This window comes from Micromonospora sp. WMMD735 (assembly GCF_049178995.1).
Classification (GTDB): Bacteria; Actinomycetota; Actinomycetes; order Mycobacteriales; family Micromonosporaceae; genus Micromonospora; species Micromonospora wenchangensis.
In genome coordinates, this window is sequence record NZ_JBMHMJ010000002.1 from 3487391 (window position 1) to 3509408 (window position 22018).

Genomic DNA, 22018 nt, shown 5'->3' on the forward strand with positions numbered 1-22018 from the left:
TTACGCCGCGCCGCGCCGGAGGGCGCGCGCACCGGGAACCCGCGACCCGGCCGGGCACCGACGCCGCGCGACGCCCACCGGCGGCGGGCCGGTGGGCGTCGCGGGCGGTCAGCGGCTGTCGGAGCCGGCCGTCTCGATGGCGGCCCGGCCGGCCTCCAGCCGGGCGACCGGCACCCGGAACGGCGAGCAGGAGACGTAGTCCAGCCCCACCTCGTGGAAGAAGTGCACCGAGTCGGGGTCGCCGCCGTGTTCGCCGCAGACGCCGAGCTTCAGCCCGGGGCGGGCGGCCCGACCCTCCTCGGCGGCGATCCGGATCAGCCGGCCGACGCCGTCGCGGTCGATCGACTCGAACGGGGAGATGCCGAAGATGCCCAGTTCCAGGTAGCGCCAGAAGAACGCGCCCTCGACGTCGTCGCGGGAGAAGCCCCAGCCCATCTGGGTGAGGTCGTTGGTGCCGAAGGAGAAGAACTGCGCCGCCTCGGCGATCTGCCCGGCGGTCAGCGCCGCCCGGGGTACCTCGATCATGGTGCCGATCAGCACCTCGACCCCGCTGTCCCCGACCACCTCGGCGATGATCTTCTCGGCTTCGGCACGTACCGTCTCCAGCTCCTGGACCGCGCCGACCAGCGGCACCATGATCTCCGGGCAGGCCGTGCCCCCGTCGCGGGTGACCGCGACGGCGGCCTCGGCGATGGCGCGGACCTGCATCGCGAACAGGCCGGGGATGACCAGGCCGAGGCGCACGCCGCGCAGGCCGAGCATCGGGTTCTCCTCGTGCATCCGCCGGACGGCGGCGAGCAGCGCCTCCTCCTTGGCGACGTCCTCGCCGCGTTCCTGGGCGACGGCGACGTTGACCGCGAGCTGCTCCAGCGGGGGCAGGAACTCGTGCAGCGGCGGGTCGATCAACCGGACGGTGACGGGCAGCCCGGCCATCTCGCGGAAGATCTCCACGAAGTCCTGGCGTTGCAGGGGCAGCAGAGCGGCGAGCGCGTCGGTGCGCTCGGCGTCGGTGGCGGCGAGGATCAGGCGTTCGACCAGTTCCCGCCGGTCACCGAGGAACATGTGCTCGGTGCGGCACAGGCCGATGCCCTCGGCGCCGAAGCGCCTGGCGCGGGCCGCGTCCGCCCCGGTGTCGGCGTTCGTCCGCACGGCCAGCCGCCGCCGCGCGTCGGCGTGCGTCATGATCCGGTGTACGGCCCGGACGAGCGCGTCGTCGGTCCGCTCCGGGTCGAGGGTGCCCTCGAAGTACTGCACCACCTCCGACGGCGTGACCGGCACCTCGCCCAGGTAGACCTTGCCGGTGGTGCCGTCGATGGAGACGACGTCGCCCTCGGAGACGGTGCGCCCGCCGACGGTGAACCGCTTGGCCGGCACGTTGACCTCGATCCCGTCGGCCCCGGAGACGCAGGTCTTGCCCATGCCCCGGGCCACCACGGCGGCGTGGCTGGTCTTGCCGCCGCGCGAGGTGAGGATGCCCTGGGCGGCGATCATGCCGTTGAGGTCGTCGGGGTTGGTCTCCCGGCGGACCAGGATCACCGACTTCCCCTCGGCGGCCAGCTCGACCGCGCGGGCGGAGGTGAAGACCACCGCGCCGGAGGCGGCCCCCGGGGAGGCGCCGATGCCCTGGGCGACCGCCTCGAACTCGTGGTCGAGCTGGAAGCGGGGGAACATGAGCTGGGCGAGCTGCGCGCCGTTGACCCGGTGCAGCGCCTCGTCGAGGTCGATCAGGCCCTCGTCGACGAGCTGGCCGGCGATCACGAACGCGGCGGCGGCGGTGCGCTTGCCCACCCGGGTCTGGAGCATCCAGAGTTTGCCGCGCTCGATGGTGAACTCGATGTCGCAGAGGTCCTGGTAGTGCCCCTCCAGTCGGGCCATGATGTCGAGCAGCTGGTCGTAGGAGGTCTTGTCGAGCCGTTCCAGTTCCTGCAACGGCACGGTGTTGCGGATGCCGGCGACGACGTCCTCGCCCTGGGCGTTGGCCAGGTAGTCGCCGTAGATGCCCTGCGCGCCGCTGCCCGGGTCGCGGGTGAAGGCGACGCCGGTGCCCGAGTCGGGGCCGAGGTTGCCGAAGACCATCGCCACCACGTTGACGGCGGTGCCCAGGTCGGCGGGGATGCGCTCCTGACGGCGGTAGAGGATCGCCCGCTCGGCGTTCCACGACGCGAAGACCGCCCGGATGGCCAGGTCGAGCTGTTCGCGCGGCTCCTGCGGGAACTCCCGCCCGGTGTGCTTGGCGAAGATCTTCTTGTACGTCTCCACCAGCCCGCGCAGGTCGTCGGCGTCGAGGTCGAGGTCGTCGTGGGTGCCCTTGGCGCGCTTGGCCTCGTCGAGGGCGTGTTCGAACTCCTCGCCCGGCACCTCGCAGACGGTCTTGCCGAACATCTGGATCAGCCGGCGGTAGGAGTCCCAGGCGAACCGGTCGTTCTGCCCTGCCTGGTCGCTCAGTCCTACGACGCTGCGGTCGTTGAGCCCGACGTTGAGGACGGTCTCCATCATGCCGGGCATCGAGAACCGGGCGCCGGAGCGTACCGAGACCAGCAGCGGGTCCTGCGGATCGCCGAGGCGGCGGCCCATCGCGCGTTCCAACGCCGCCAGGTGGGCCTCGATCTGTCCGGCCAGCCCGTCCGGCTCCCGCCCGGTCGCCAGGTACGCCTGGCACGCCCCGGTGGTGATGGTGAAGCCCGGTGGCACCGGCAGGCCGAGATTGGTCATCTCGGCGAGATTGGCACCCTTTCCACCGAGCAGGTCCTTGAGATCCTTGTTGCCCTCGGCGAAGTCGTAGACGTACTTGTCCGTCTCGTGCGTTGTCACCAGAAGCCTCCCACGCGCGCCGGAATTGACACTTAACGAAGGTTCAGTTCTGACTTACCCCGGGGCCGACCACCAGCCATCCGGCCAGGTCAGCGTTCGGTGGGCGAAGGTTAAGCGAACATCGGGCGGGCTGGGACCGTTCGGTGACAATAGGCACAGCCGTCACGACTATCCGCGTTCACGCCGGTTTCTGGGAACGCTTCCACGAGCACGATCACGCAATTCCGGTTCCTCCTCGTACTCTTGACGTCACCCGTTGCGCCAAACCTGACCTTTGCCATATCCCTCGCGAATACACCCTCCGGAGCCGCCCCGTGTCGCGCACCCCACGTACCGGCGTCGTCCCCGTCCCCGAGCAGCCGTCGCGCCCTGACGCCGGTCCCACCCCGGCCGCCCCGCCCACGGTCGCGCCTACCGCGGGCACGCTGGCGCGCAGCGCCGCGCAGGCCGCCGGGCGACTGCTCACCCGCCCCACCGTCGGCCTGGGTGACGTGGTGCCGGCGCCCGCGTCGGTCCGGCCGCGGCCGGCCGCCGACTTCGTCCTCCCCGCCGACGCGGCGGTACGGGTCAGCGCCGATCCGGCCGCCCGGGAGGTCGCCGGGCACCTCGCCGAACTGCTCCGCCCCGCCACCGGCTACCCGCTCCCGGTCGCCGACCTGCCGCCCACCCCGGGCCCGCTCCAGCTCACCCTCGCCGCTGCCGCGCCGCGCGGCCCGGCGGCGACGGTGTCCGACGACGCCGAGGGCTACCGGCTCGACGTCGACCCCGACGCGGTACGGATCACCGCCGGCACCGCCACCGGCCTGTTCCACGGCGTGCAGACGCTGCGACAACTGCTGCCGGCGGCGGTGGAGAGCCGGACCCCGGTGGCGCAGCACTGGGTGGTGCCGGGCGGCACGATCGTCGACCGGCCCCGCTTGGCATACCGGGGGGTGATGCTCGACGTGGCCCGGCACTTCTTCAGCGTCGAGGACGTCTGCCGGGTGATCGACCACCTGGCCCGGTACAAGCTCAACCACCTGCATCTGCACCTCACCGACGACCAGGGCTGGCGGATCGCCGTCGACTCCTGGCCCCGGCTGGCCACGGTCGGCGGGAGCACCGCGGTGGGCGGCGGCCCCGGCGGCTGGTACACCGCCGCCGACTACCGGCGCATCGTCGGCCACGCCGCCCGGCGGCACGTCACCGTGGTTCCCGAGGTGGACCTGCCCGGCCACACCAACGCGGCCCTGGTCGCCTACCCCGAGCTGGCCCCGGACAGGGTCGCGCCACCGCCGTACACCGGCACCGAGGTGGGCTTCAGCTACGTCGACCCCACCGACGAGCGCACGTACGACTTCGTCGCCGACGTGCTCGGCGAGGTGGCCGCGTTGACCCCGGGGCCGTGGCTGCACATCGGCGGGGACGAGGCGTACAAGGTCAAGGGGACGGCGTACACCGGTTTCGTGGAGCGGGCGCAGCGGATCGTCGCCGGGCTCGGCCGGACCGTGATCGGCTGGCACCAGATCGCCCCCGCCGGGCAGGTCGACGGCCGGGTGTTGCAGTGGTGGGGCACCGACGGCGACGACCCCACGGTGGCCGAGGCGGTACGCCGGGGCGCCCGGGTGATCCTCTCCCCCGGCAACCACGCCTACCTGGACATGAAGTACGCCCCGGACACCCCCATCGGGCACGACTGGGCCGGCCTGATCGACGTGCACCGGGCGTACCACTGGGACCCGGCGACCCATCTGACCGGTGTCCCCGCCGAGGCGGTGCTGGGCGTGGAGGCCCCGCTCTGGACCGAGTCGGTGACCTCGCTGGCCGAGATCGAGTTCATGGTCTTCCCGCGCCTGCCCGCCCTCGCCGAGGTGGCCTGGTCCGCGCCGTCCACCCGGAGCTGGACCGGCTTCCGGGAGCGGCTGGCCGGGCACGGCCCGCGCTGGCACGCCGCCGGCATCACCTTCCACCCGTCCCCGGAGATCCCCTGGCCCACCGCGCCGGCCGGGCCGCATCTCCCCGACGCCGCAGGTACGCACCGGAATCCCGCCCCCGACCAGCCCGCACCGGGCCGGGACACCACCACACCCGCCACGCGTTGACCCGACCTGCCGGAGGAGCGCCGGCCGACCCTCCGCCGCCCCACCTCCGATCACCGTCAGTAACTCCCGACCCGAACAGCCACAGACATCACACAGAGTAACCATCTTCGGACCATGATCAGAGACCACCTGCACCCCACCCACCCCAACCAGCCCTGAGCTGCCCATTCTCGCCACCCCCCAGCAACCACCACATACCTCCCTCGCACGCTTTGCTCTGCTGCTCCATACGCGCCGGGCACACGGAGTGACTGTCGCGGAGAGGGCAGCAGAGCAAAGCGTGTGGAGGGGTACGTGGCATGGAGGGTGGATTGTGACTTTGAGTGACCGGGCGGTGGGTTGCCGACGGGTGTCGTCGGTAGCGGAGTTGCGATGACGGATCGGCCCACCGGCGGGTGACGGGGGCCACCCGTGGGGCGGAATCGTGGGCCGGCCGGGGTCGTTACACCTGGTATCCGCGATCGCCCCGGCCGGTCGCCGGCCCGGTCCGGTCCGGACCAGCGGGGCGGCGTTGCGCCATCCGGCACCCGGCCGGCAGAGCCGAGCCACCCGGTCCGGCACGGCCCGCCCAGGCCCGCGCGGCTCCCGGACGTGACCCGCGACGCACGTCACCCCCACCACCCGGTCGATGACCGTGGAATGCCTGAACCGGCGAACCGGTTGTGCCTCCCCGACCGGCGTCCCGCGATCGCCGGTCCGATCTTCCTCTTCACCTGCCGAAGTGGCACTACCACGTCGCCGCACCCCCTGCGGGACGCGCCGTGGCACCCCCGAGATGCAGAGGAGCACCCCATCATGCGTACCGACATCCTGCGTAGGACCGTGCTGACCGCCGCCGGCCTGGCCGTCACCGCCGGTGGCATCGCCGGCCCCGCGCTTGCCGCTCAGGCCGCCGAGACCACCCGGCCCGCCGCCGTCGTGCAGACCGACCGCAAGCCCGCCGGTGAGCGTGAGCTGAAGGTCGACTACGCCGCGCAGCCCAACTTCTACTACTGCGGCCCGGCCGCCGCCCGCAACGCGCTGAGCGTGCAGGGCAAGAACATCGACGTGGACGCGATGGCCAAGGAGATGGGCACCACCGAGAACGGCACCGACAGCATCAACGACATCACCCCGATCCTGAACAAGGAGATCGGCCGCAAGGACGCGTACCGCAGCACCGAGATCCCGGCCGGCAAGGTCGACGGCAGGCGGATCGACAAGCTGCGCGCGGACATCGTCCGGGCGGTGGACGACGGCCGCGCCGTGGTCGCCAACATCGCCGGTACCGCCACCGACACCGACGGCAACACCCATTCCTTCGAGGGCGGGCACTACATCAGCGTCGTCGGCTACCGCGACGGCGGGCGGGTCGTGACGATCGCGGACTCCGCCAACCCGGACACCGCCTCCTACCGGATCGACGTCGGTGAGCTGGCCCACTGGATCGCCAGCCGCGGCTACGCCTCCTGACCCGTCCCGTCGGTCACGCGCAGGGCCGGCCCCCTCGGGGGTCGGCCCTGCGCCGTCGGCACCGCCGGGCGGCGGACGCCCCGACCGGCAGACGGCGACGGGCGCGGTCGGTGCCTCAGCCGCCGGAGTCGTCCAGCTCGGCGCCCTCGGGGACGGTGTCGTCGTCCCGGCTGTCCAGCCAGCCCTCCGGCAGGAAGACCTTGCCGGGAGAGTTCGTCCGGCCGCGCGGCTGACCGAGGGCGGCCACCGGGAACGGTTCGGCCGCGTCGAGCTTGCCGAGCAGGTCGTCGAGCTGGGCCAGGCTCTCGATCATGGCGAGGTCCCGGCGCAGCTCGCTGCCGACCGGGAAGCCCTTCAGATACCAGGCGACGTGCTTGCGGAAGTCGGTGCAGCCGTCCCGCTCGCCCCGGGCCGGGGTACGCGAGCCGGCGGTGAACTGGTCGACCAGCAGTTCGGCGTGCCGCCGCATGGTCACCGCCACCTCGCCGAGGGTCGGCAGCCGACGCTCCGGCTGGCCCTCGAACGCGGCCTGCAGGTCGGCGAAGAGCCACGGCCGCCCCAGGCAGCCCCGGCCGACGACCACCCCGTCCACCCCGGTGTGGGCCACCATCCGCAGCGCGTCGTCGGCCTCCCAGATGTCGCCGTTGCCGAGCACCGGCACGTCGAGCGCCTGCTTGAGGGTGGCGATGGCGTCCCAGTCGGCGGTGCCGGAGTACCGCTGCGCGGCCGTCCGCCCGTGCAGGGCCACCGCCGCCACCCCGGCGTCCTGGGCGGCCAGCCCCGCCTCGACGTACGTCAGGTGGTCGTCGTCGATGCCCTTGCGCATCTTGACAGTGACCGGTACCCCGGCGGGTGACGCGGCGTCCACCGCGGCCCGCACCAGCCTGGCGAACAGCCGCCGCCGCCACGGCAGGGCCGACCCGCCGCCCCGGCGGGTCACCTTGGGCACCGGGCAGCCGAAGTTCAGGTCGATGTGGTCGGCCAGGTCGCGTTCCACCACGATCCGCACCGCCTGGGCGGTGGTCTCCGGGTCGGTGCCGTAGAGCTGGAGGCTGCGTGGCCGTTCGTCGGCACCGAAGGCGATCATGCGCAGGGTCTTCGGGTTCCGCTGCACCAGCGCGACCGTGGTGATCATCTCGCAGACGTAGATGCCACCGCCCTGCTCCCGGCAGAGCTGCCGGAAGCCGACGTTGGTGATGCCGGCCATCGGGGCGAGCACCACCGGCGGCCACACCTGGTGGGGGCCGATGGTGAGCGGGCGCAGAACCGGAGCGGGACTGGTCACGTACCCCAGAATCCCATGCCGGCGGCGGCCCGCCCACCGCGGTGGGCGGCAGCCCTAACCCGGCAGGCTCAGGATCAGGGCCGAGACGTCCACCACCACCGTGGCCGCCGCGCGGACGTGCAGGGCGAACGCGGCCGCGCCACGCTCGTGGGCACCCAGCGGCACCTCCACCAGGTTGGAGAGGATCTGGTTCGGCCCCCACCAGTTCACCGAGGAGGTGTCCGGCCTGGCGGCCCCGGCCGCGAAGGCGGTGAGCACTCCACCGGAGACCGTGTCCGCCACCGTGATGTTGAGGTAGGCACCGACCGGCCCGTAGCGGGACGCCGGCACGACCTGGCCCACGGTGAGGTACAGCGTCCGGCCCGCCTGCAACCGGCCCGACACCACCCCGTCGGCGCCGGCGAGGACGTTGGCGGAATAGCTGGCCAGCGCCCGGGTGTCCAGCAGCCGCACCGGCGGGACGGCGACGATGCGGTTGGCCCAGCGCGACGTGTTGACGTACGCCCGACGACCGTCCCGACCGCCGACCACCAGCTCGGCGGTGGGGGTGACGGCGAGCGAACCGGTCGGCAGCTCCGCCGGGATGGCGTCGTCCGGCGTCGGGAACAGCCGCAGCATCGGGTCGGTGCCGGCCAGCGCCAGCGTCGGGTTCGCCGACGAGCCACCGACCAGCACCGTCCCGGCCTCGCCCGCGTCGTTGAGCTGGCCGCCGATCACCGGTGCACCGGGCGCGGCGTCGGCCGGCGTGCCGGCCAGCGCCGTCGCGCCGACACCGACGCCGACGGCCACCCCGGCCCGGATGACCGTACGGCGGGTGGTGGACGGGGTCTCGTCGGTGCTCATGTCCCGCTTCCCGGTTCCGTGGTCACGCATCGGCCCGCACCGCCCGGTCGCCGCGCTCGGCGGCCCGCCTGATCGCCCGCGCCCGGGCCCGACGGCCGGCGGAGCCGGCGGCGGTACGGGTCGACGTCGGGGCATTGACGACCGCGGAATCCGGGTGGCGCACCAGCAGGCCGGTCGCGTCCAGGATCACCGCCGCCGCGCTCTTGCGCAGGTAGATGGCGACCACGTCCGGGTAGTAGTCGCCGCCGACCGTCTCGTAACCGCCGAGCTGCGTGATCACCCCGTTGGAGAGCAGTTGGCCGGCGGTCCACCAGTTGATGGTGGAGGCGGTGGGCAGGCTGCCGGTCCCCCACACCGTGGCGAAGCCGCCCTGGGTGGTGTCGGCCACGGTGATGTTGCCCAGCATCCCGTCGCCGTACTCGACGATGTCGCGCAGGTGCACGATCAGCAGTGTCTCGGCCAGCACCCGCCCCCGGGCGTCGATCCGGCCGACGCCCTCCAGCAGCCGGGCCCGGCCGGCGGCGCTGCGGGTGTCGAGGAGCCGGGTCGGCGGGACCGGCACCAGCATGGTCGCGTTCGACGTGCTGAACGCCGCGTCCGAGATTCGTCCCACGGAAGTGCCGTTGCCGATCTCCAGCCCGTACACGCCGACTCCGAGGGTGCCCACGGCGAGATCACTTGCCACGTGCAGGTCGCTGTGGGTCAGCTCCAGCGTCGCCCCGTTCGGGTTCCGCAGCGCCAGGGTGGCGGCACCGTCCGGGGCGGCGCTGGTCACCGTGGTGACGCCGGGGCTGTTCCGCTGGCCGAGGACGACCGGCTCACCGGGGGCGGCCGCCGCCGGGGCGGGCTCCACCGGGGGCGCGGCCGGATCGGCGGCGCTCGCCGGGGGCGCGGCCGGATCGACGGCGCTCGCCGGGGCGGCACCACCGCCGACCGCGACGACCTGGCTCGGGTGGCCGACCAGCAGGCTGGTCAGGTCGACGATCACGTGGGTCGGCGCGGAGACCTGCACCGTCAGCACGCTGCGGTACCCGCCGAGGGTGCCCAGCTCGGCGAAGAGGAAGTTCGACAGGATCTGACCGGCGGCCGACCAGTTCACCGTCGACACGGTCGGCCTGGTGCCACTGCCCCAGGCCGTCAGGAAGCCCGGACCGGTCATGCCGACCACTGTCACGTTGCCCTTGAGGGCGTAGCCGTCGCGGACCAGGTGGTCCAGGCTCAGCACGATGGGGTTACCGGGGGTGAGCCGTCCCGTCGGGTCGAGCGTCGAGGCGCCCGCGACGATGGTGCGGCGCAGGTCCGGGTCCCGGCTGTCCAGCACCCGGGTCGGCCGCACCGGGACCGAGGTGGTCGCCCACTCGCTCGTCCACAGCCAACTGTTGACCTCGTCGCCGGGCCGACCCGCCTGGACGAACAGGTCGCCGAGCGGGTCCACCGCGACGGTGCCGACCGGGGAGTCCAGCACCTGCGGGTAGACCTGCTCGCCGGGCACCAGCCGCAGCGGCGCACCCGCGGTGTTCCTCAGGGTGAGCCCGGCGTAGCCGACGCTGAGCGTGGTGGTCGCCGGCCCGGCGTCGTTGGTCGTACCCATGGTGAGGTGGTCGCCCGGGGCGGCGCGGGCGGTGCCGGGCAGGCCGACGGCGGCGGCGACACCCGCGCCGGCCGTGGTCGCGGCGACCGCGGCGGCCCGGCGCAGCAGGCGGCGACGCTCCGGAACATGATCATGGTCGGGTTGCGGCTCGTGCGTCATTCCCACCCCCGTGTCGACATTCAGCACGGGGAATGCTGGCACGTCCCACCCACCGGCTCAAGGAGCGGACGGACAGGGCTCCGCACCGATGCCGGAGAACGGACCGGCCCCGCCCCCGGTCGGGGGCGGGGCCGGTACGACGGCGGTCGTGGTCAGCAGCCGGGCAGGCGCTCGATCAGGTAGCGCTCGACCTGGTCCAGGGCGACCCGCTCCTGGGCCATGGTGTCCCGGTTCCGCACGGTCACCGCGTCGTCGTCGAGGGTGTCGAAGTCGACGGTGACGCAGAAGGGGGTGCCGATCTCGTCCTGCCGGCGGTAGCGGCGGCCGATCGCCTGCGAGTCGTCGAACTCGACCACCCAGCGCTTGCGGAGCTGGGCGGCGAGCCCCTTGGCCTTCGGCGAGAGCGCCTCGTTGCGCGACAGCGGCAGCACCGCCACCTTCACCGGGGCCAGCCGGGGGTCGAAGCGCATCACGGTGCGCTTGTCGACGCCGCCCTTGGTGTTCGGGGCCTCGTCCTCGTCGTACGCCTCCAGCAGGAACGCCAGCACCGCGCGGGTGAGGCCGGCGGCCGGCTCGATGACGTACGGCACCCAGCGCTCGTTGCGGGTCTGGTCGAAGTACGACAGGTCCACGCCGGAGTGCCTGCTGTGCGTGGCCAGGTCGAAGTCGGTGCGGTTGGCCACCCCCTCCAGCTCCGCGAACTCGGTGCCGCCGAACCGGAACCGGTACTCGATGTCGACGGTGCGCTTGGAGTAGTGGGAGAGCTTCTCCTTGGGGTGCTCGTAGAAGCGCAGGTTCTCCTCGGACAGTCCGAGGTCGAGGTACCAGTTCCAGCGCTCCTGCAACCAGTACTCGTGCCACTGCTCGTCGGAGCCGGGCTCGACGAAGAACTCCATCTCCATCTGCTCGAACTCGCGGGTGCGGAAGATGAAGTTGCCCGGGGTGATCTCGTTGCGGAACGACTTGCCGGTCTGCGCGATGCCGAACGGCGGCTTCTTGCGGGCGGCGGTCGCCACGTTGTTGTAGTTGACGAAGATGCCCTGGGCGGTCTCCGGGCGCAGGTAGTGCAGGCCCTCGTCGCTCTCCACCGGGCCGAGGTAGGTCTTCATCAGGCCGTTGAACATCTTCGGCTCGGTGAAGGTGCCCTTGTTGCCGCAGTTGGGGCAGTTCAGCTCCTGCAACGAGGTCAGCGGCTTGCCGTGCTTCTCGGCGTACGCCTCCTCCAGGTGGTCGGCGCGGAACCGCTTGTGGCAGGACTGGCACTCGGTGAGCGGGTCGACGAACTCGGCGAGGTGGCCGCTGGCCTCCCAGACCTTGCGGGCGAGGATGACCGCCGAGTCGAGGCCGACGACGTCGTCGCGCTGCTGGACCATCGCCTTCCACCACTGCCGGCGGACGTTCTCCTTCAGCTCCACGCCGAGCGGACCGTAGTCCCACGCCGAGCGGGTGCCTCCGTAGATCTCGCTGGAGGGGAAGACGAAGCCTCGGCGCTTGGCGAGGCTGACGACGGCGTCGATACGGTCGGCTGGCATGTTTCCTCCTACGCCGGCTGGCGGTCGGCGTGGCCATGAAGACGGGTGGGACCGGACGGCCCGGGACAACGGTACGACCAGCAGCGCCCCGGGCCCTGCAGAATACCGGGGTCGGCTCAGTTGACCCCGCAGACCTCCATGCCGCCGCTCTGCTGGTCGGCGGCGAGGGTGACCTGCTGGGTGTCCTGCCCGCCGCCGCTGAAGGTGACGTCGACCGGCACGGTCAGGGTCTGCGGGTCGACGTCGCCCACCCGGTAGCTGGCGACCGCCGGCTCCTCGGCGACCCGGCGGGTGAACTCGCCCCGCGACTCCCGCCGCCGTGCATCCTCGCAGAGTGTGTCGTAGGCCTTGCCGTACTCCTTGGCGACCAGGGCGCGGTAGTAGTCCTCGGTGACCGCCTGGCCCTGCTCCTCGATGGCCTGCACGTTGCTGACCACCAGCCCGACGGCTGCCGCGCCTCCGCCGCCGCAGCAGATCAGCAGGGCCAGTGCGCCGACGCCGAGGCCCAGCCAGAGCCGCTTGCGGCTGCCCTCGGTGGGCGGGGCGGCGAACGGCGGGGCGACCCCGGGCCCCGGGGGCGGCGGGGGCACCCCCGGGTCCGGCGGCGGGGTGGGCACGCCCGGGGCACCCGGCGGGGTGGGGGTTCCCGGGCCACCCGGGGCGGCGGGCGGCGGTGCGCCGTCCGGGCCGGGTGTCGCGGGGTACGGCGGTGGGGCTGCCGGGCCGGGAGCGGTCATAGGAGCAGGGTAGTGCCCCCCGGCTCAGCAGTGCGGACGCGCGGCCCGATCGGGCCCGCTGCTACCGGACACGCGGCCGGATGCGGGTCAGCGGTGCGGGCGCGCGGCCCGGTCGCTGTCGACCGCCACCACCTCGCCGTCGGGGGCCGCGCCGGCCAGCGTCTCGTACGCCGAGGGTTCGTCGACCGACTCGGCGAGCAGCGGCACGGCGGTGATCTTGACGTCGAACCCGCCCAGCGCCCGCCGGTACGTCCCGACCGACTCCCACTCGGTGAGCAGGCACCAGTGCCGGGGGTCGTCGAGGGCCCGCAGCAGTTCACCGCGCAGGTAACCGGGACGGGCGGCGAGCGCGGCCAGCGCGGCGTGCGCCCGGGCGGTGAAGTCGTCCGCCGCCTCGACGGCGACCACGAACCGGTTGGTGACCAGCACCGGGTTCCTCCTCGTAGAGTCTGTGGGATGCAGCCTACGCAGCGCCCTCTGCTGGCCCGGTTGGCCCGGGCGAACCCGACGTCGGTGTTCCTCGCCACCCTGGCGCTGGTGCTGGTGGCCCTCTTCGCGCCCGGCCCGGTGGGTGGGCTGCTGCTGCTGGCGCTGGCCGCCGGGCTGGCCTACCTGCTGACGGTCACCTGGCCGGTGCAGGCGCCGCAGACCCGGCTGATCCGGCTGGTGATGCTGACGCTGCTGGTGGCGATGGCCCTGGTCAAGCTCTTCTGACATGCACCCATGCGTTTTTGACAATCATTCTCGTTTTCACGGACAGTTGCCGACATGACCACCCGCACCCGCTTGCGCGCCCTGACCGCCGCCACCGCCCTGCTCGCCCTGAGCGGGCTCACCGCCTGCTCGACCGAGGGGGCCGGGGCCGACCCGGACCGGGTGGACGTGGTCGCCGCCTTCTACCCCCTCCAGTTCGTCGCCGAACGGGTCGGCGGGGACGCGGTCACCGTCACCAACCTGGCCAAGCCGGGTGCCGAGCCGCACGACCTGGAACTCAACCCGCGCCAGGTCGGCCAGGTCAGCGAGGCCGAGCTGGTCTTCTACCTCAAGGGCTTCCAACCGGCGGTGGACGAGGCCGTCGCGCAGAACGCCGCCGACCGGGCCTTCGACGTGACGACCGTCGCGCCGCTGCGCGACGCGTCAGCCGACGGGCACGAGCACGAGGGTGAGGACGGTCACGCCGAGGAGAGCGGCGGCAAGGACCCGCACCTCTGGCTCGATCCGACCCGGCTGGCCACCGTCGCCGACAGGCTCGCCGAACGGCTCGCCAGCGTCGACCCGGACCGGGCCGCCGACTACACGACCCGGGCCCGGACGCTGCGCGGCGAGCTGGAGAAACTCGACACCGAGTACGCCGCCGGCCTGAAGACCTGCCAGCGCCGGGAGATCGTGGTCAGCCACGCCGCCTTCGGCTACCTCGCCGAGCGTTACCAACTGGAGCAGATCGGCCTCACCGGGCTCACCCCGGACACCGAGCCCGCCCCGCAGCGGCTGGCCGAGGTCGCCCGCGAGGCCCGCGAGCACCGCGCCACCACGATCTTCTTCGAGACGCTGGTCAGCCCGAAGGTCGCCGAGACGATCGCCGCCGAGGTCGGCGCGAAGACCGCGGTGCTCGACCCGATCGAAGGGCTCTCCGCTGACGGGGGTGGGGACTACCTTTCGGTGATGCGCACCAACCTGACCACGCTCCGTACCGCCCTGGGGTGCTCGTGACCGCTCCCGTCATCCAGGTCGCGCACGCCACCGCCGGTTACGACGGCCGGCCGGTGCTGCGGGACGTCTCGCTGACCGTCACCGCCGGCGAGGTGGTGGCGGTGCTCGGCGCCAACGGCTCTGGCAAGTCCACCCTGATCCGGGCGGTGCTCGGGCTGGTCCCGCTGGGCACCGGCACCGTCGAGCTGTTCGGCGTCCCGCAGCGCCGGTTCCGGCAGTGGCACCGGATCGGGTACGTCCCGCAGCGCCTCGGGGCCGGCAGCGGCGTGCCGGCGACCGTCGGTGAGGTGGTGGCCTCGGGACGGCTGGCCCGCCGGGGTGTGCTGCGCCCGCCGGGCCGGGCCGACCGGGCCGCGGTGGACGCGGCGCTGCGCGCGGTGGGGCTCGCCGACCGGGCCCGGGACCCGGTGGCCACCCTCTCCGGCGGCCAGCAGCAGCGCACCCTGATCGCCCGCGCCCTGGCCGGCGGGCCGGAGCTGCTGGTGCTCGACGAGCCGACCGCCGGGGTCGACGCGGCCAGCCAGGAGGCGTTCGCCGGGGCGCTGCACGACTTCCTCGGCACCGGGGGCACCGTGCTGCTGGTCGCCCACGAGCTGGGGCCGCTGCGCCCGCTGATCAGCCGGGCGGTGGTGGTGCACCAGGGCGGCGTCTGCCACGACGGCCCGGTGCCCGAACCGGCCGGCCACCACGCCGAGCCCGACCACGACCACGTGCACCCGCACGGTCCCGAGGAGCCCGCCGGGCTGTGGAGCAGCTGAACGATGGACCTCTTCCAGTACGACTTCATGCAGCGGGCGCTGGTCGGCGCCCTGGTGATCGGGCTGGCCGCCCCCGCCCTCGGCATCTACCTGGTGCAGCGGCGGCTGGCCCTGATCGGTGACGGCATCGGCCACGTCGCGCTCACCGGCGTCGGGGCGGGCCTGCTGCTCAACCGGTCCCCGGTGCTGGTGGCGGTGGTCGCCGCGATCCTCGGGGCGGTCACCATCGAGCTGGTCCGGGCCCGGGGCCGCACCTCCGGCGACCTGGCGCTGGCCCTGCTGTTCTACGGCGGCATCGCCGGTGGGGTGATGCTGGTCGGCCTCTCCGACGCCAGCAGCGCCAACCTCAACGCCTACCTGTTCGGTTCGCTCACCACCACCTCCCCCGCCGACCTGACCACCATCGCGGTGCTCGGCGCGAGCATCGCGGTGCTCATGCTGGCGTTGCGCCCGGCGCTGTTCGCGGTCTGCCACGACGAGGAGTACGCCCGGGTCGCCGGGCTGCCCGTGCGGGCGTTGAACATGCTGCTGGCGGTCGCCACCGCGGTCACCGTCACCATCGCCATGCGGGCCGTCGGGGTCCTGCTGATCAGCGCGCTGATGGTGGTACCGGTGGCCACCGCGCAGCAGGTCACCCGGGGTTTCCGCAGCACCATGACGGCGGCCATGGCGCTCGGCCTGTTCGCCGCCGGGGCGGGGGTGTGGGTGGCGGCCACCGCCGACACCGCCCCCGGCGCCTCGGTGGTGTTGCTGGCGATCGCGTCGTTCCTCGTGGTGGCGCTGGCCGCCGCCGCCCGGCGGGTGCTGCGCCGCCGGGGCACCCCGGCCGTGGTCAGCGTGCCGGAGCCGCACGAGGTGGTGCTGCGGTGACGCCGGCCGGCGTACCGTCACTGGTATTGGTTACCGTTACGGGGTGACCGGCACCCACGGCTACGACGCCTTCGAGGGCGCGGGCGAGCTGCTCCGGGCGCTGTCCGCGCCGATCCGGCTGGCGATCGTGAGCGAGCTGGCCCAGGGCGAGCGGTGCGTGCACGAGCTGGTCGAGCAGCTCGGCGCACCGCAGCCGCTGGTCTCCCAGCACCTGCGGGTGCTGCGCGGCGCGGGGGTGGTGCGGGGTTCCCGGCGCGGCCGGGAGATCGCCTACGCCCTGGTCGACGAGCACGTCGCGCACATCGTCGCCGACGCGGTCAGCCACGCCGGGGAGGGGCCGTCGCCCGCCGGGGCACCGGCCACCGGGCGCGCGGGGGGTGCCGGGCGGCCCGCGTCGTGGCACGCTGTCGGCCGTGAAGATCTACGCTGACCGTTTTCCGGTCGCCCTCCGTCAGCTCCTCACCGATCTCCTCGTCGTCGCCTGGGTCTACGCGGCGATCCGCTTCGCGATGTGGCTGTACGACCTGGTGGAGAAGCTGGCCGTACCGGGGCGCAAGCTGGAGGGGGCCGGCGGCGGCCTCGCCGACAACCTGGCCGAGGCCGGCGGCAAGGTGGGCCGGGTGCCGCTGGTCGGCGACGAGCTGACCGGCCCGTTCAGCAAGGCCGCCGACGCCGCCCGCGCGGTGGCCGAGGCCGGCCGCGACCAGCAGGACCTGGTCGGTCAGCTCGCGTGGGCGTTGGCCATCGCGGTGCTGGTCTTCCCGCTCGGGCTGGTGCTGTTCGGCTGGTTGCCCCTGCGGCTGCGGTGGATGCGCCGGGCCGCGTCGGCGAAGGCCCTCGCCGCCGGGCCGGCCGGCCGGGACCTGCTGGCGCTGCGCGCGCTGACCAGTCAGCCGCTGCGCCGGCTGACCCGGATCGACCCCGACGTGGCACAGGCGTGGCGGCGGGGCGACGACGCCACCGTCGACGCGCTCGCCGCCCTGGAGCTGCGCCGACTCGGCCTGCGCGGCGGCCGGTAGGCACCGTCGCCTGTTGTGTCCCGCCGGCCCGCAGGCTTAGATGATGGTGAATGTCTTACGCCTGCAGGCCGTCGGCGTGCGTCGGCACGGACGGCCCGGAGAGGGAGCGTCCCCATGCCCGTGTCCCGCAGTCGGTCGATCCTCGCGGCGGGAGCCGCCGGGGTGGTGGCGGTGCTGGCCGCCACCCTCATCGGCCTGCCCCCGGCCAGCGCCGCCACCGGTGACGGCTCCCCCACCGACGCGAACATCGCCTTCGTCGGCCGCTGGGACCGCAGCAACAGCAGCGCGTACGTGCCGAACTGGGCCGGCGCCTACCTGAAGACCGGGTTCACCGGCACCACTGTCAAGCTGCGGCAACGCCGCACCATCGACCTCTACTACAGCATCGACGGGGCCGACTTCCGCTACCTGACCAACGTCAGCGGCACGGTCAACCTGACCCCGACCCCGCTGCGCGCCGGCAACCACACGCTGGTGGTGTCGTACCGGGTGGTCGCCGGCTCGTACACCGGGGACGCGGTGTTCCAGGGGCTCACCCTCGACTCGGGCGCGCGTACCCTGCCGGCGGCGGTCCGGCCCCGGCTGATCGAGTTCGTCGGCGACTCCATCACCCTCGGCACCACCTCGTCCCGCACCGCGCTCACCGCGTACGGCTGGCTGACCGGGGAGCAGCTCGGCACCGAGCACACCCAGCTCGGCTACGGCGGGGGCTGCCTGGTCGCCACCGCCGACGGCTGCGTCAGCGTCGCCAGCCAGTTCCTCCGCACCGGGTACGCGGCGAGCAGCCCCGCCTGGGACTTCAGCCGCTACCAGGCCGACGCCGTGGTGATCAACCTGGGCACCAACGACCGCAGTCACGGGGTGGGCGGTGCGGACTTCCAGAACCAGTACGCCACGTTCATCCGTACCGTGCGGGGCAAGTACCCGCGCGCGGCGATCTTCGCGCTGCGCACCTTCAGCGGCCGGTACGCCGCGGAGACCGCCGCCGCCGTCAGCACGGTCACCGGCGGCGGCGACCGCAACGTGTTCTACGTGGACACCACCGGTTGGCTGCCGGCCGACGGGCTGAGCGACTCGGTGCACCCGAACGACGCCGGGCACCGGGCGATCGCGGCCCGGCTCGCCCCGGTCGTCGCGGCGAAGCTGTCCACCACGCCGACGCCCACCCCCACCACCGCACCCCCGACGACCACGCCGCCGGCCACCACCGCACCCCCGACGACCACGCCGCCGGCCACCACCGCGCCGCCGGTGACCACGCCGCCGGCCGGCGGGACCGGATGCGCCGTCGGGTACGCGGTCACCGGGCAGTGGCAGGGCGGCTTCCAGGGTGAGGTGACGATCCGCAACACCGGCACGGCCCCGGTCGACGGCTGGACGCTGCAGTGGAGCTTCGCCGACGGCCAGCGGATCAGCCAGGCCTGGAACGCGGGCTACACGCAGAGCGGCGGCACCGTCCGCGCGACCAACGTCAGCTGGAACGGCACGATCGCGGCCGGCGCGACGACGAGCTTCGGTTTCCTCGCCGACGCCACCGGTGCGAACAACCGGCCCGCCGGCTTCACCCTCAACGGCACCGCCTGCACGCCGTCCTGACCCCGGTCGGGCGGCCCCGGCCCGGGGTCGCCCGACCGTACGCCGTCAGCGCAGGTAGGCCGCGAGGCCGAGCTGCTGGTTACGCAGGGCGGTGGCGACCACGCCGGCGATCTGCCGGGCCCCGGCCGTCTCGAAGTGGGTGTGGTCGGCGCAGAAGAACGCGCCCACCGCGCCCGAGTTGTAGTCACCGTTGTTCGGGCACAGCTTCAGCGTGTTGTAGAGCGTGTAGCTCAGCTTGTGCAGGTCGATGACGGGGACGTTGTTGGCCCGACCCGCGTCGAAGGTCTCGGTGAGGAAGCCCCGGTTGCCCACGGCGGTGCTACCCGAGCAGGTGATCGCGGCGGCCGGGGTGAGGAAGACCGGGTACGCGCCGCGCTGCTGGGCCGCGCGGGCCATCACGCCGAGCAGTTCCTTGTAGCGGGCCGAGCCGACGTGCCGGTTGCAGGTGGTGCTGCCGTCGTTGATGCCGAACTGGATGAACAGGTAGTCGCCGGCCTTCATCCCGCCGTTGGCGTTGAGCATCGCCTGCCAGCGGGTCGAGTAGGTCTGCGGGTTGACCACGCACTCGCCGGCCGCGTTCATCGTGGTGGTGACGTTGGGGTCGTACAGCCAGGTCTGGATGCTGCGCCCGCCGACCGCGCTGTTGACCACGGTGGCGTTGCCGTTGAGGTACTGGCCGAACTGGTTGCCCCAGCCCACCGGGCAGGCCCCGCTGGACGACGGGTTGGCGACCGTGGAGTCCCCCGCCAGCCACACGGTGACCCGCGGCTGCGTCGTGGGCGTCGGGGTGGGGGTCGGCGTCCGGGTCGGGGACGGGGTGAGGGTGGGCGTGGGGGTGGGCGTCGGGGTGGGCGGGGTGGACGGCGGCGGGCAGGGGGTGACGGTCGGGGTCGCGCCGGTGCAGGAGACCCCGTTGAGCGCGAACGCGGTGGGCACCGGGTTGGCGGTGGTCCACGCGCCGTTGAAGCCGAAGCTGACGCCGGCACCGTTCCCGATGGTGGCGTTGTAGCCGACGTCCGTGGCGCTGACCGCCGTCCCACTCTGGGTGACGGTGGCGTTCCACGCCTGGCTGACCCGCTGCCCGCTGGCGAATGCCCAGGTGAGCGTCCAGCCGGTGAGCGGGTCACCGAGGTTGGTGATGGTGACGTCCGCGCCGAAGCCGCCCTGCCACTCGCTGGTGACCTTGTAGTCGACCCGGCAGCCGGTGGCCGCCGCGGTGGCGTTGCCCGCCGCGACCGCCACGCCGCCCGCGAGGACCGCCAGTGTGATCGCGCCGAGTCCGGCGATCCGTCGCCGCGCTGCTCTCATGATCTGCTCCTAGTCGCCGGTGCCGGGCCGGCGTCGCCCGCCCCCATCTGGACGGCCGCCCGAGCCCCGCGACGATGGCCGCACCCGGGACGAGAGGAGGCAAAAATCGATGTTACTCGATATCAAACTGCTCTCCCACCTCCGCCCGGCCGGACCGGCACACCGGGTGGGGCCGCGCCCAGCCGCACCCGGCCGTAGCCGGCCGTGCTCGGTCGTCGGGCACCACGACCGGCTCGTCTAGGGTGGTGCGGTGCTCTACTTCCTGATCGTGATCGCCGTGCTGCTGCTGGCGTACGCCGCCGTGCTGGTCAGCTTCGTCCGGCGCGGCCGCAAGATCCCGCCGCAGGCGTACCTGGTACTGGCGCTGCTCAACGGGCTCATCCTGGCGGCCGTGCTGGCCTGGGCCATCGCCCGCTGACCCGCCGGCGGCAGCGGGGCCGGGGGTCCACCCCGGCCGCCGTCGGCCCGGGTGGACCCCCGGCCCACCGCACTCGTCGCACCACCCGACGAACGGGATCAGTCGCCGCTCAGCACCACCGGGTCGTCATCGTCGTCGTCGATGTCGTCCTCGCCCCAGTTGCGCCGGGCGAACGGCAGGATCACCCAGAAGGTCAGGAACCACAGGCCGGTGATCACGGTGAGCACCACGGCGATGCCGGTGTCGAGCACGAAGTCGGCGATCAGCAGGACCGCGCTCACCATCGCGACCAGCATGAAGGCCAACCCACCGGAGGCCATCCGGTGGGCGAAGCGGACCAGTTCCGGCTTGCGGCCCTGGCGGAACAGCGCCCGGTGGAAGGCGACCGGCGAGATGATCATCGCGGTGGCCGCGGCGGCGGACAGCAGGGCCAGGATGTAGACGTCCCGCTGGAACTCGCTGGTCCGGGTGAACCCGTTACTGAACGGCAGGGTCAGCAGGAAGGCGAAGAGGATCTGCACGCCGGTCTGGGCGACCCGCAGTTCCTGGAGCAGATCGGCGAAGTTGCGTTGCCATCGCTGCTTCTCGGATTCCTTCGACACGCGTTACCTCCGGTTCAGACGGTACGACCGACGGGGGCACCCCCCGTCGGCAGCAACGCCTGTGCCCGATCCGCAACCGCCCGAAACCGATTCACGAACCCCGATCGGGCCGCTCCGCCGACAGCGTCAGGCCGACCCGCGCACCCGGGCCAGGATCGCCTCGGCCAACGGGCCCGGCGCCTCGTCGGGAATCCAGTGGGTCACCCCGGGAAGCACCACGAACCGGTACTCCCCCGACACGTGCCGGACGCACGCCTGCGCGGCGGCCCGCCCGATCGCCACGTCCCGGTCACTCCACACGTAGCTGGTCGGCACGCCCACCGGACCGACCGCCTTCATGTCCCGCCCCGACATCGCCCGGTACCAGTTCAGGGCCCCGGTCAACGCGCCGGGGGTCCGCAGCGGCCCGGCGTACCCGGCCACCCGGGCCGGGTCGCCGACGCCGGACAGCAGCCGGCGCAGCACCACCCCCCGCCCGGCCAGCAGCACCTTCTCCGCCAGGCCCGCCCGGCGGAACAACGCCATGTACGCCGAGCGCGCCCGCTGCCGGCGGTCGGTGGCCAGCGCGTACCCGAAGGCGGCCGGATGCGGCACCGAGACCGCGGTGAGGGTACGCACCCGCTCCGGGTGCCCTGCGGCCAACGCCCAGGCGACGACCGCGCCCCAGTCGTGCCCCACCACGTGCGCGGCCTCGACGTCCAGCGCGTCCAGCACCGCCACCGCGTCGGCGACCAGCTCCGGCAGCCGGTAGTCGGCCACCTCCGTCGGGCGGGCACCGGGCGAGTAACCCCGCTGGTCGGGTGCGTACGTGCGCAGCCCGGCGGCGTGCAGGGCGGGCACCACCGCGTCCCACTCCCCACCGTGCTGGGGGAAGCCGTGCAGCAGCAGCACCACGTTGCCGCCCTCCGGGCCACCGGCCCGTACGTCGAACGTCAGTCCCCGCGCCGCCACCCGCATGATCGTCAGCCTACCCAGCGACCCGGACCCCCGCCCGGGCGTCGAATGCCGGGAACCATGACCTGCTGGGCCGTTGCCGCAGGTCGGTGCTAGCGTCTGCCGAGACAACTTCACATCCGACAGGGGAGCGCACAGCGCTGAGAGTGCGGGCACCGCCCGCAGACCCTCGAACCTGATCTGGGTAATGCCAGCGCAGGGAGTTCGGTCGACCTCCAGCCGCGCCGCCGTCCGGCTGCCGCCGGGCGCGGCGTGCGTCTTCTCCTGGTTCGATCGCTGGACTGGGAGCACC

Annotated in this window: 19 protein-coding genes, 1 pseudogene and 1 riboswitch; of the genes and pseudogenes, 10 read left to right on the forward strand and 10 right to left on the reverse strand. The window is 73.2% G+C overall.

What is annotated here, in order from left to right:
* Nucleotides 1-108 precede the first annotated feature (108 nt).
* Entirely contained in the window at nucleotides 109-2814 is a 2706-nt protein-coding gene (gene ppdK / locus ACN268_RS14685; RefSeq protein WP_421486893.1) for a pyruvate, phosphate dikinase, read from the reverse strand.
* A 311-nt stretch (nucleotides 2815-3125) separates the two neighbouring features.
* Between ppdK and ACN268_RS14690 the strand changes: the two genes are divergently transcribed.
* Nucleotides 3126-4892 carry a beta-N-acetylhexosaminidase gene (locus tag ACN268_RS14690; protein ID WP_421483692.1) on the forward strand — a complete coding sequence of 589 codons (1767 nt, stop codon included), beginning with the start codon at nucleotides 3126-3128 and terminating at the stop codon, nucleotides 4890-4892.
* A gap of 795 nt (nucleotides 4893-5687) precedes the next feature.
* On the forward strand, nucleotides 5688-6344 hold the full coding sequence (locus tag ACN268_RS14695; RefSeq protein WP_421483693.1) for a C39 family peptidase: 657 nt from the start codon (nucleotides 5688-5690) through the stop codon (nucleotides 6342-6344).
* 115 nt (nucleotides 6345-6459) lie between these two features.
* Here the strand turns inward: ACN268_RS14695 and dusB are convergent, their stop codons facing one another.
* From dusB to ACN268_RS14725, 6 genes are all read right to left on the reverse strand, one after another.
* Nucleotides 6460-7629, reverse strand: a complete 1170-nt coding sequence (gene dusB / locus ACN268_RS14700; protein WP_421483694.1) for a tRNA dihydrouridine synthase DusB — start codon at nucleotides 7627-7629, stop codon at nucleotides 6460-6462.
* Nucleotides 7630-7683: 54 nt separating this feature from the next.
* Nucleotides 7684-8472, reverse strand: a complete 789-nt coding sequence (locus tag ACN268_RS14705; protein ID WP_421483695.1) for a hypothetical protein — start codon at nucleotides 8470-8472, stop codon at nucleotides 7684-7686.
* 22 nt (nucleotides 8473-8494) lie between these two features.
* Nucleotides 8495-10222, reverse strand: coding sequence for a hypothetical protein (locus ACN268_RS14710; protein ID WP_421483696.1), 1728 nt, complete (start codon nucleotides 10220-10222; stop codon nucleotides 8495-8497).
* A gap of 152 nt (nucleotides 10223-10374) precedes the next feature.
* Nucleotides 10375-11754 carry a glycine--tRNA ligase gene (locus ACN268_RS14715; RefSeq protein ID WP_421483697.1) on the reverse strand — a complete coding sequence of 460 codons (1380 nt, stop codon included), beginning with the start codon at nucleotides 11752-11754 and terminating at the stop codon, nucleotides 10375-10377.
* A 116-nt stretch (nucleotides 11755-11870) separates the two neighbouring features.
* The gene (locus ACN268_RS14720) at nucleotides 11871-12344 is read right to left on the reverse strand and encodes a hypothetical protein (protein ID WP_421486894.1); all 474 of its coding nucleotides are present in this window, start codon (nucleotides 12342-12344) and stop codon (nucleotides 11871-11873) included.
* Between the two features lie 234 nt (nucleotides 12345-12578).
* The gene (locus tag ACN268_RS14725; RefSeq protein WP_421483698.1) at nucleotides 12579-12920 is read right to left on the reverse strand and encodes an antibiotic biosynthesis monooxygenase family protein; all 342 of its coding nucleotides are present in this window, start codon (nucleotides 12918-12920) and stop codon (nucleotides 12579-12581) included.
* 27 nt (nucleotides 12921-12947) lie between these two features.
* Here ACN268_RS14725 and ACN268_RS14730 point away from each other — a divergent pair, with 27 nt between their 5' ends.
* The 7 genes and pseudogenes from ACN268_RS14730 (at nucleotide 12948) to ACN268_RS14760 (ending at nucleotide 18444) form a co-directional block, all read left to right on the forward strand.
* Complete coding sequence (locus ACN268_RS14730; RefSeq protein WP_421483699.1) at nucleotides 12948-13205, forward strand: DUF6703 family protein; 258 nt, start codon at nucleotides 12948-12950, stop codon at nucleotides 13203-13205.
* 54 nt (nucleotides 13206-13259) lie between these two features.
* Nucleotides 13260-14201, forward strand: coding sequence for a metal ABC transporter substrate-binding protein (locus ACN268_RS14735; RefSeq protein WP_421483700.1), 942 nt, complete (start codon nucleotides 13260-13262; stop codon nucleotides 14199-14201).
* Entirely contained in the window at nucleotides 14198-14959 is a 762-nt protein-coding gene (locus ACN268_RS14740; RefSeq protein WP_421483701.1) for a metal ABC transporter ATP-binding protein, read from the forward strand. Before ACN268_RS14735 ends, ACN268_RS14740 begins: the two co-directional genes overlap by 4 nt.
* A 3-nt stretch (nucleotides 14960-14962) precedes the next feature.
* Entirely contained in the window at nucleotides 14963-15829 is an 867-nt protein-coding gene (locus ACN268_RS14745; protein WP_421483702.1) for a metal ABC transporter permease, read from the forward strand.
* 43 nt (nucleotides 15830-15872) lie between these two features.
* Nucleotides 15873-16163 (forward strand): annotated as a pseudogene (locus tag ACN268_RS14750) (ArsR/SmtB family transcription factor); the annotation flags it as partial.
* Between the two features lie 79 nt (nucleotides 16164-16242).
* Nucleotides 16243-16848 (forward strand): hypothetical protein, encoded by a 606-nt coding sequence (locus tag ACN268_RS14755; protein ID WP_421483703.1) that lies wholly within the window; start codon nucleotides 16243-16245, stop codon nucleotides 16846-16848.
* Nucleotides 16849-16962: 114 nt separating this feature from the next.
* Entirely contained in the window at nucleotides 16963-18444 is a 1482-nt protein-coding gene (locus ACN268_RS14760; RefSeq protein WP_421483704.1) for a cellulose binding domain-containing protein, read from the forward strand.
* Between the two features lie 45 nt (nucleotides 18445-18489).
* On the opposite strand, the gene ACN268_RS14765 is transcribed toward ACN268_RS14760, so the two are convergent.
* Nucleotides 18490-19752: a cellulose binding domain-containing protein gene (locus ACN268_RS14765; RefSeq protein ID WP_421483705.1), complete on the reverse strand. Its 1263-nt coding sequence runs from the start codon at nucleotides 19750-19752 to the stop codon at nucleotides 18490-18492.
* Between the two features lie 250 nt (nucleotides 19753-20002).
* Here ACN268_RS14765 and ACN268_RS14770 point away from each other — a divergent pair, with 250 nt between their 5' ends.
* Nucleotides 20003-20170 (forward strand): hypothetical protein, encoded by a 168-nt coding sequence (locus ACN268_RS14770; RefSeq protein ID WP_204926308.1) that lies wholly within the window; start codon nucleotides 20003-20005, stop codon nucleotides 20168-20170.
* Nucleotides 20171-20268: 98 nt separating this feature from the next.
* Here the strand turns inward: ACN268_RS14770 and ACN268_RS14775 are convergent, their stop codons facing one another.
* Together ACN268_RS14775 and ACN268_RS14780 are read right to left on the reverse strand one after the other, a co-directional pair.
* Nucleotides 20269-20772 carry a DUF6328 family protein gene (locus ACN268_RS14775; protein ID WP_421483706.1) on the reverse strand — a complete coding sequence of 168 codons (504 nt, stop codon included), beginning with the start codon at nucleotides 20770-20772 and terminating at the stop codon, nucleotides 20269-20271.
* A 126-nt stretch (nucleotides 20773-20898) separates the two neighbouring features.
* Entirely contained in the window at nucleotides 20899-21729 is an 831-nt protein-coding gene (locus tag ACN268_RS14780; protein WP_421483707.1) for an alpha/beta fold hydrolase, read from the reverse strand.
* 111 nt (nucleotides 21730-21840) lie between these two features.
* A riboswitch (TPP riboswitch) is annotated at nucleotides 21841-21946 on the forward strand.
* Nucleotides 21947-22018 lie beyond the last annotated feature (72 nt).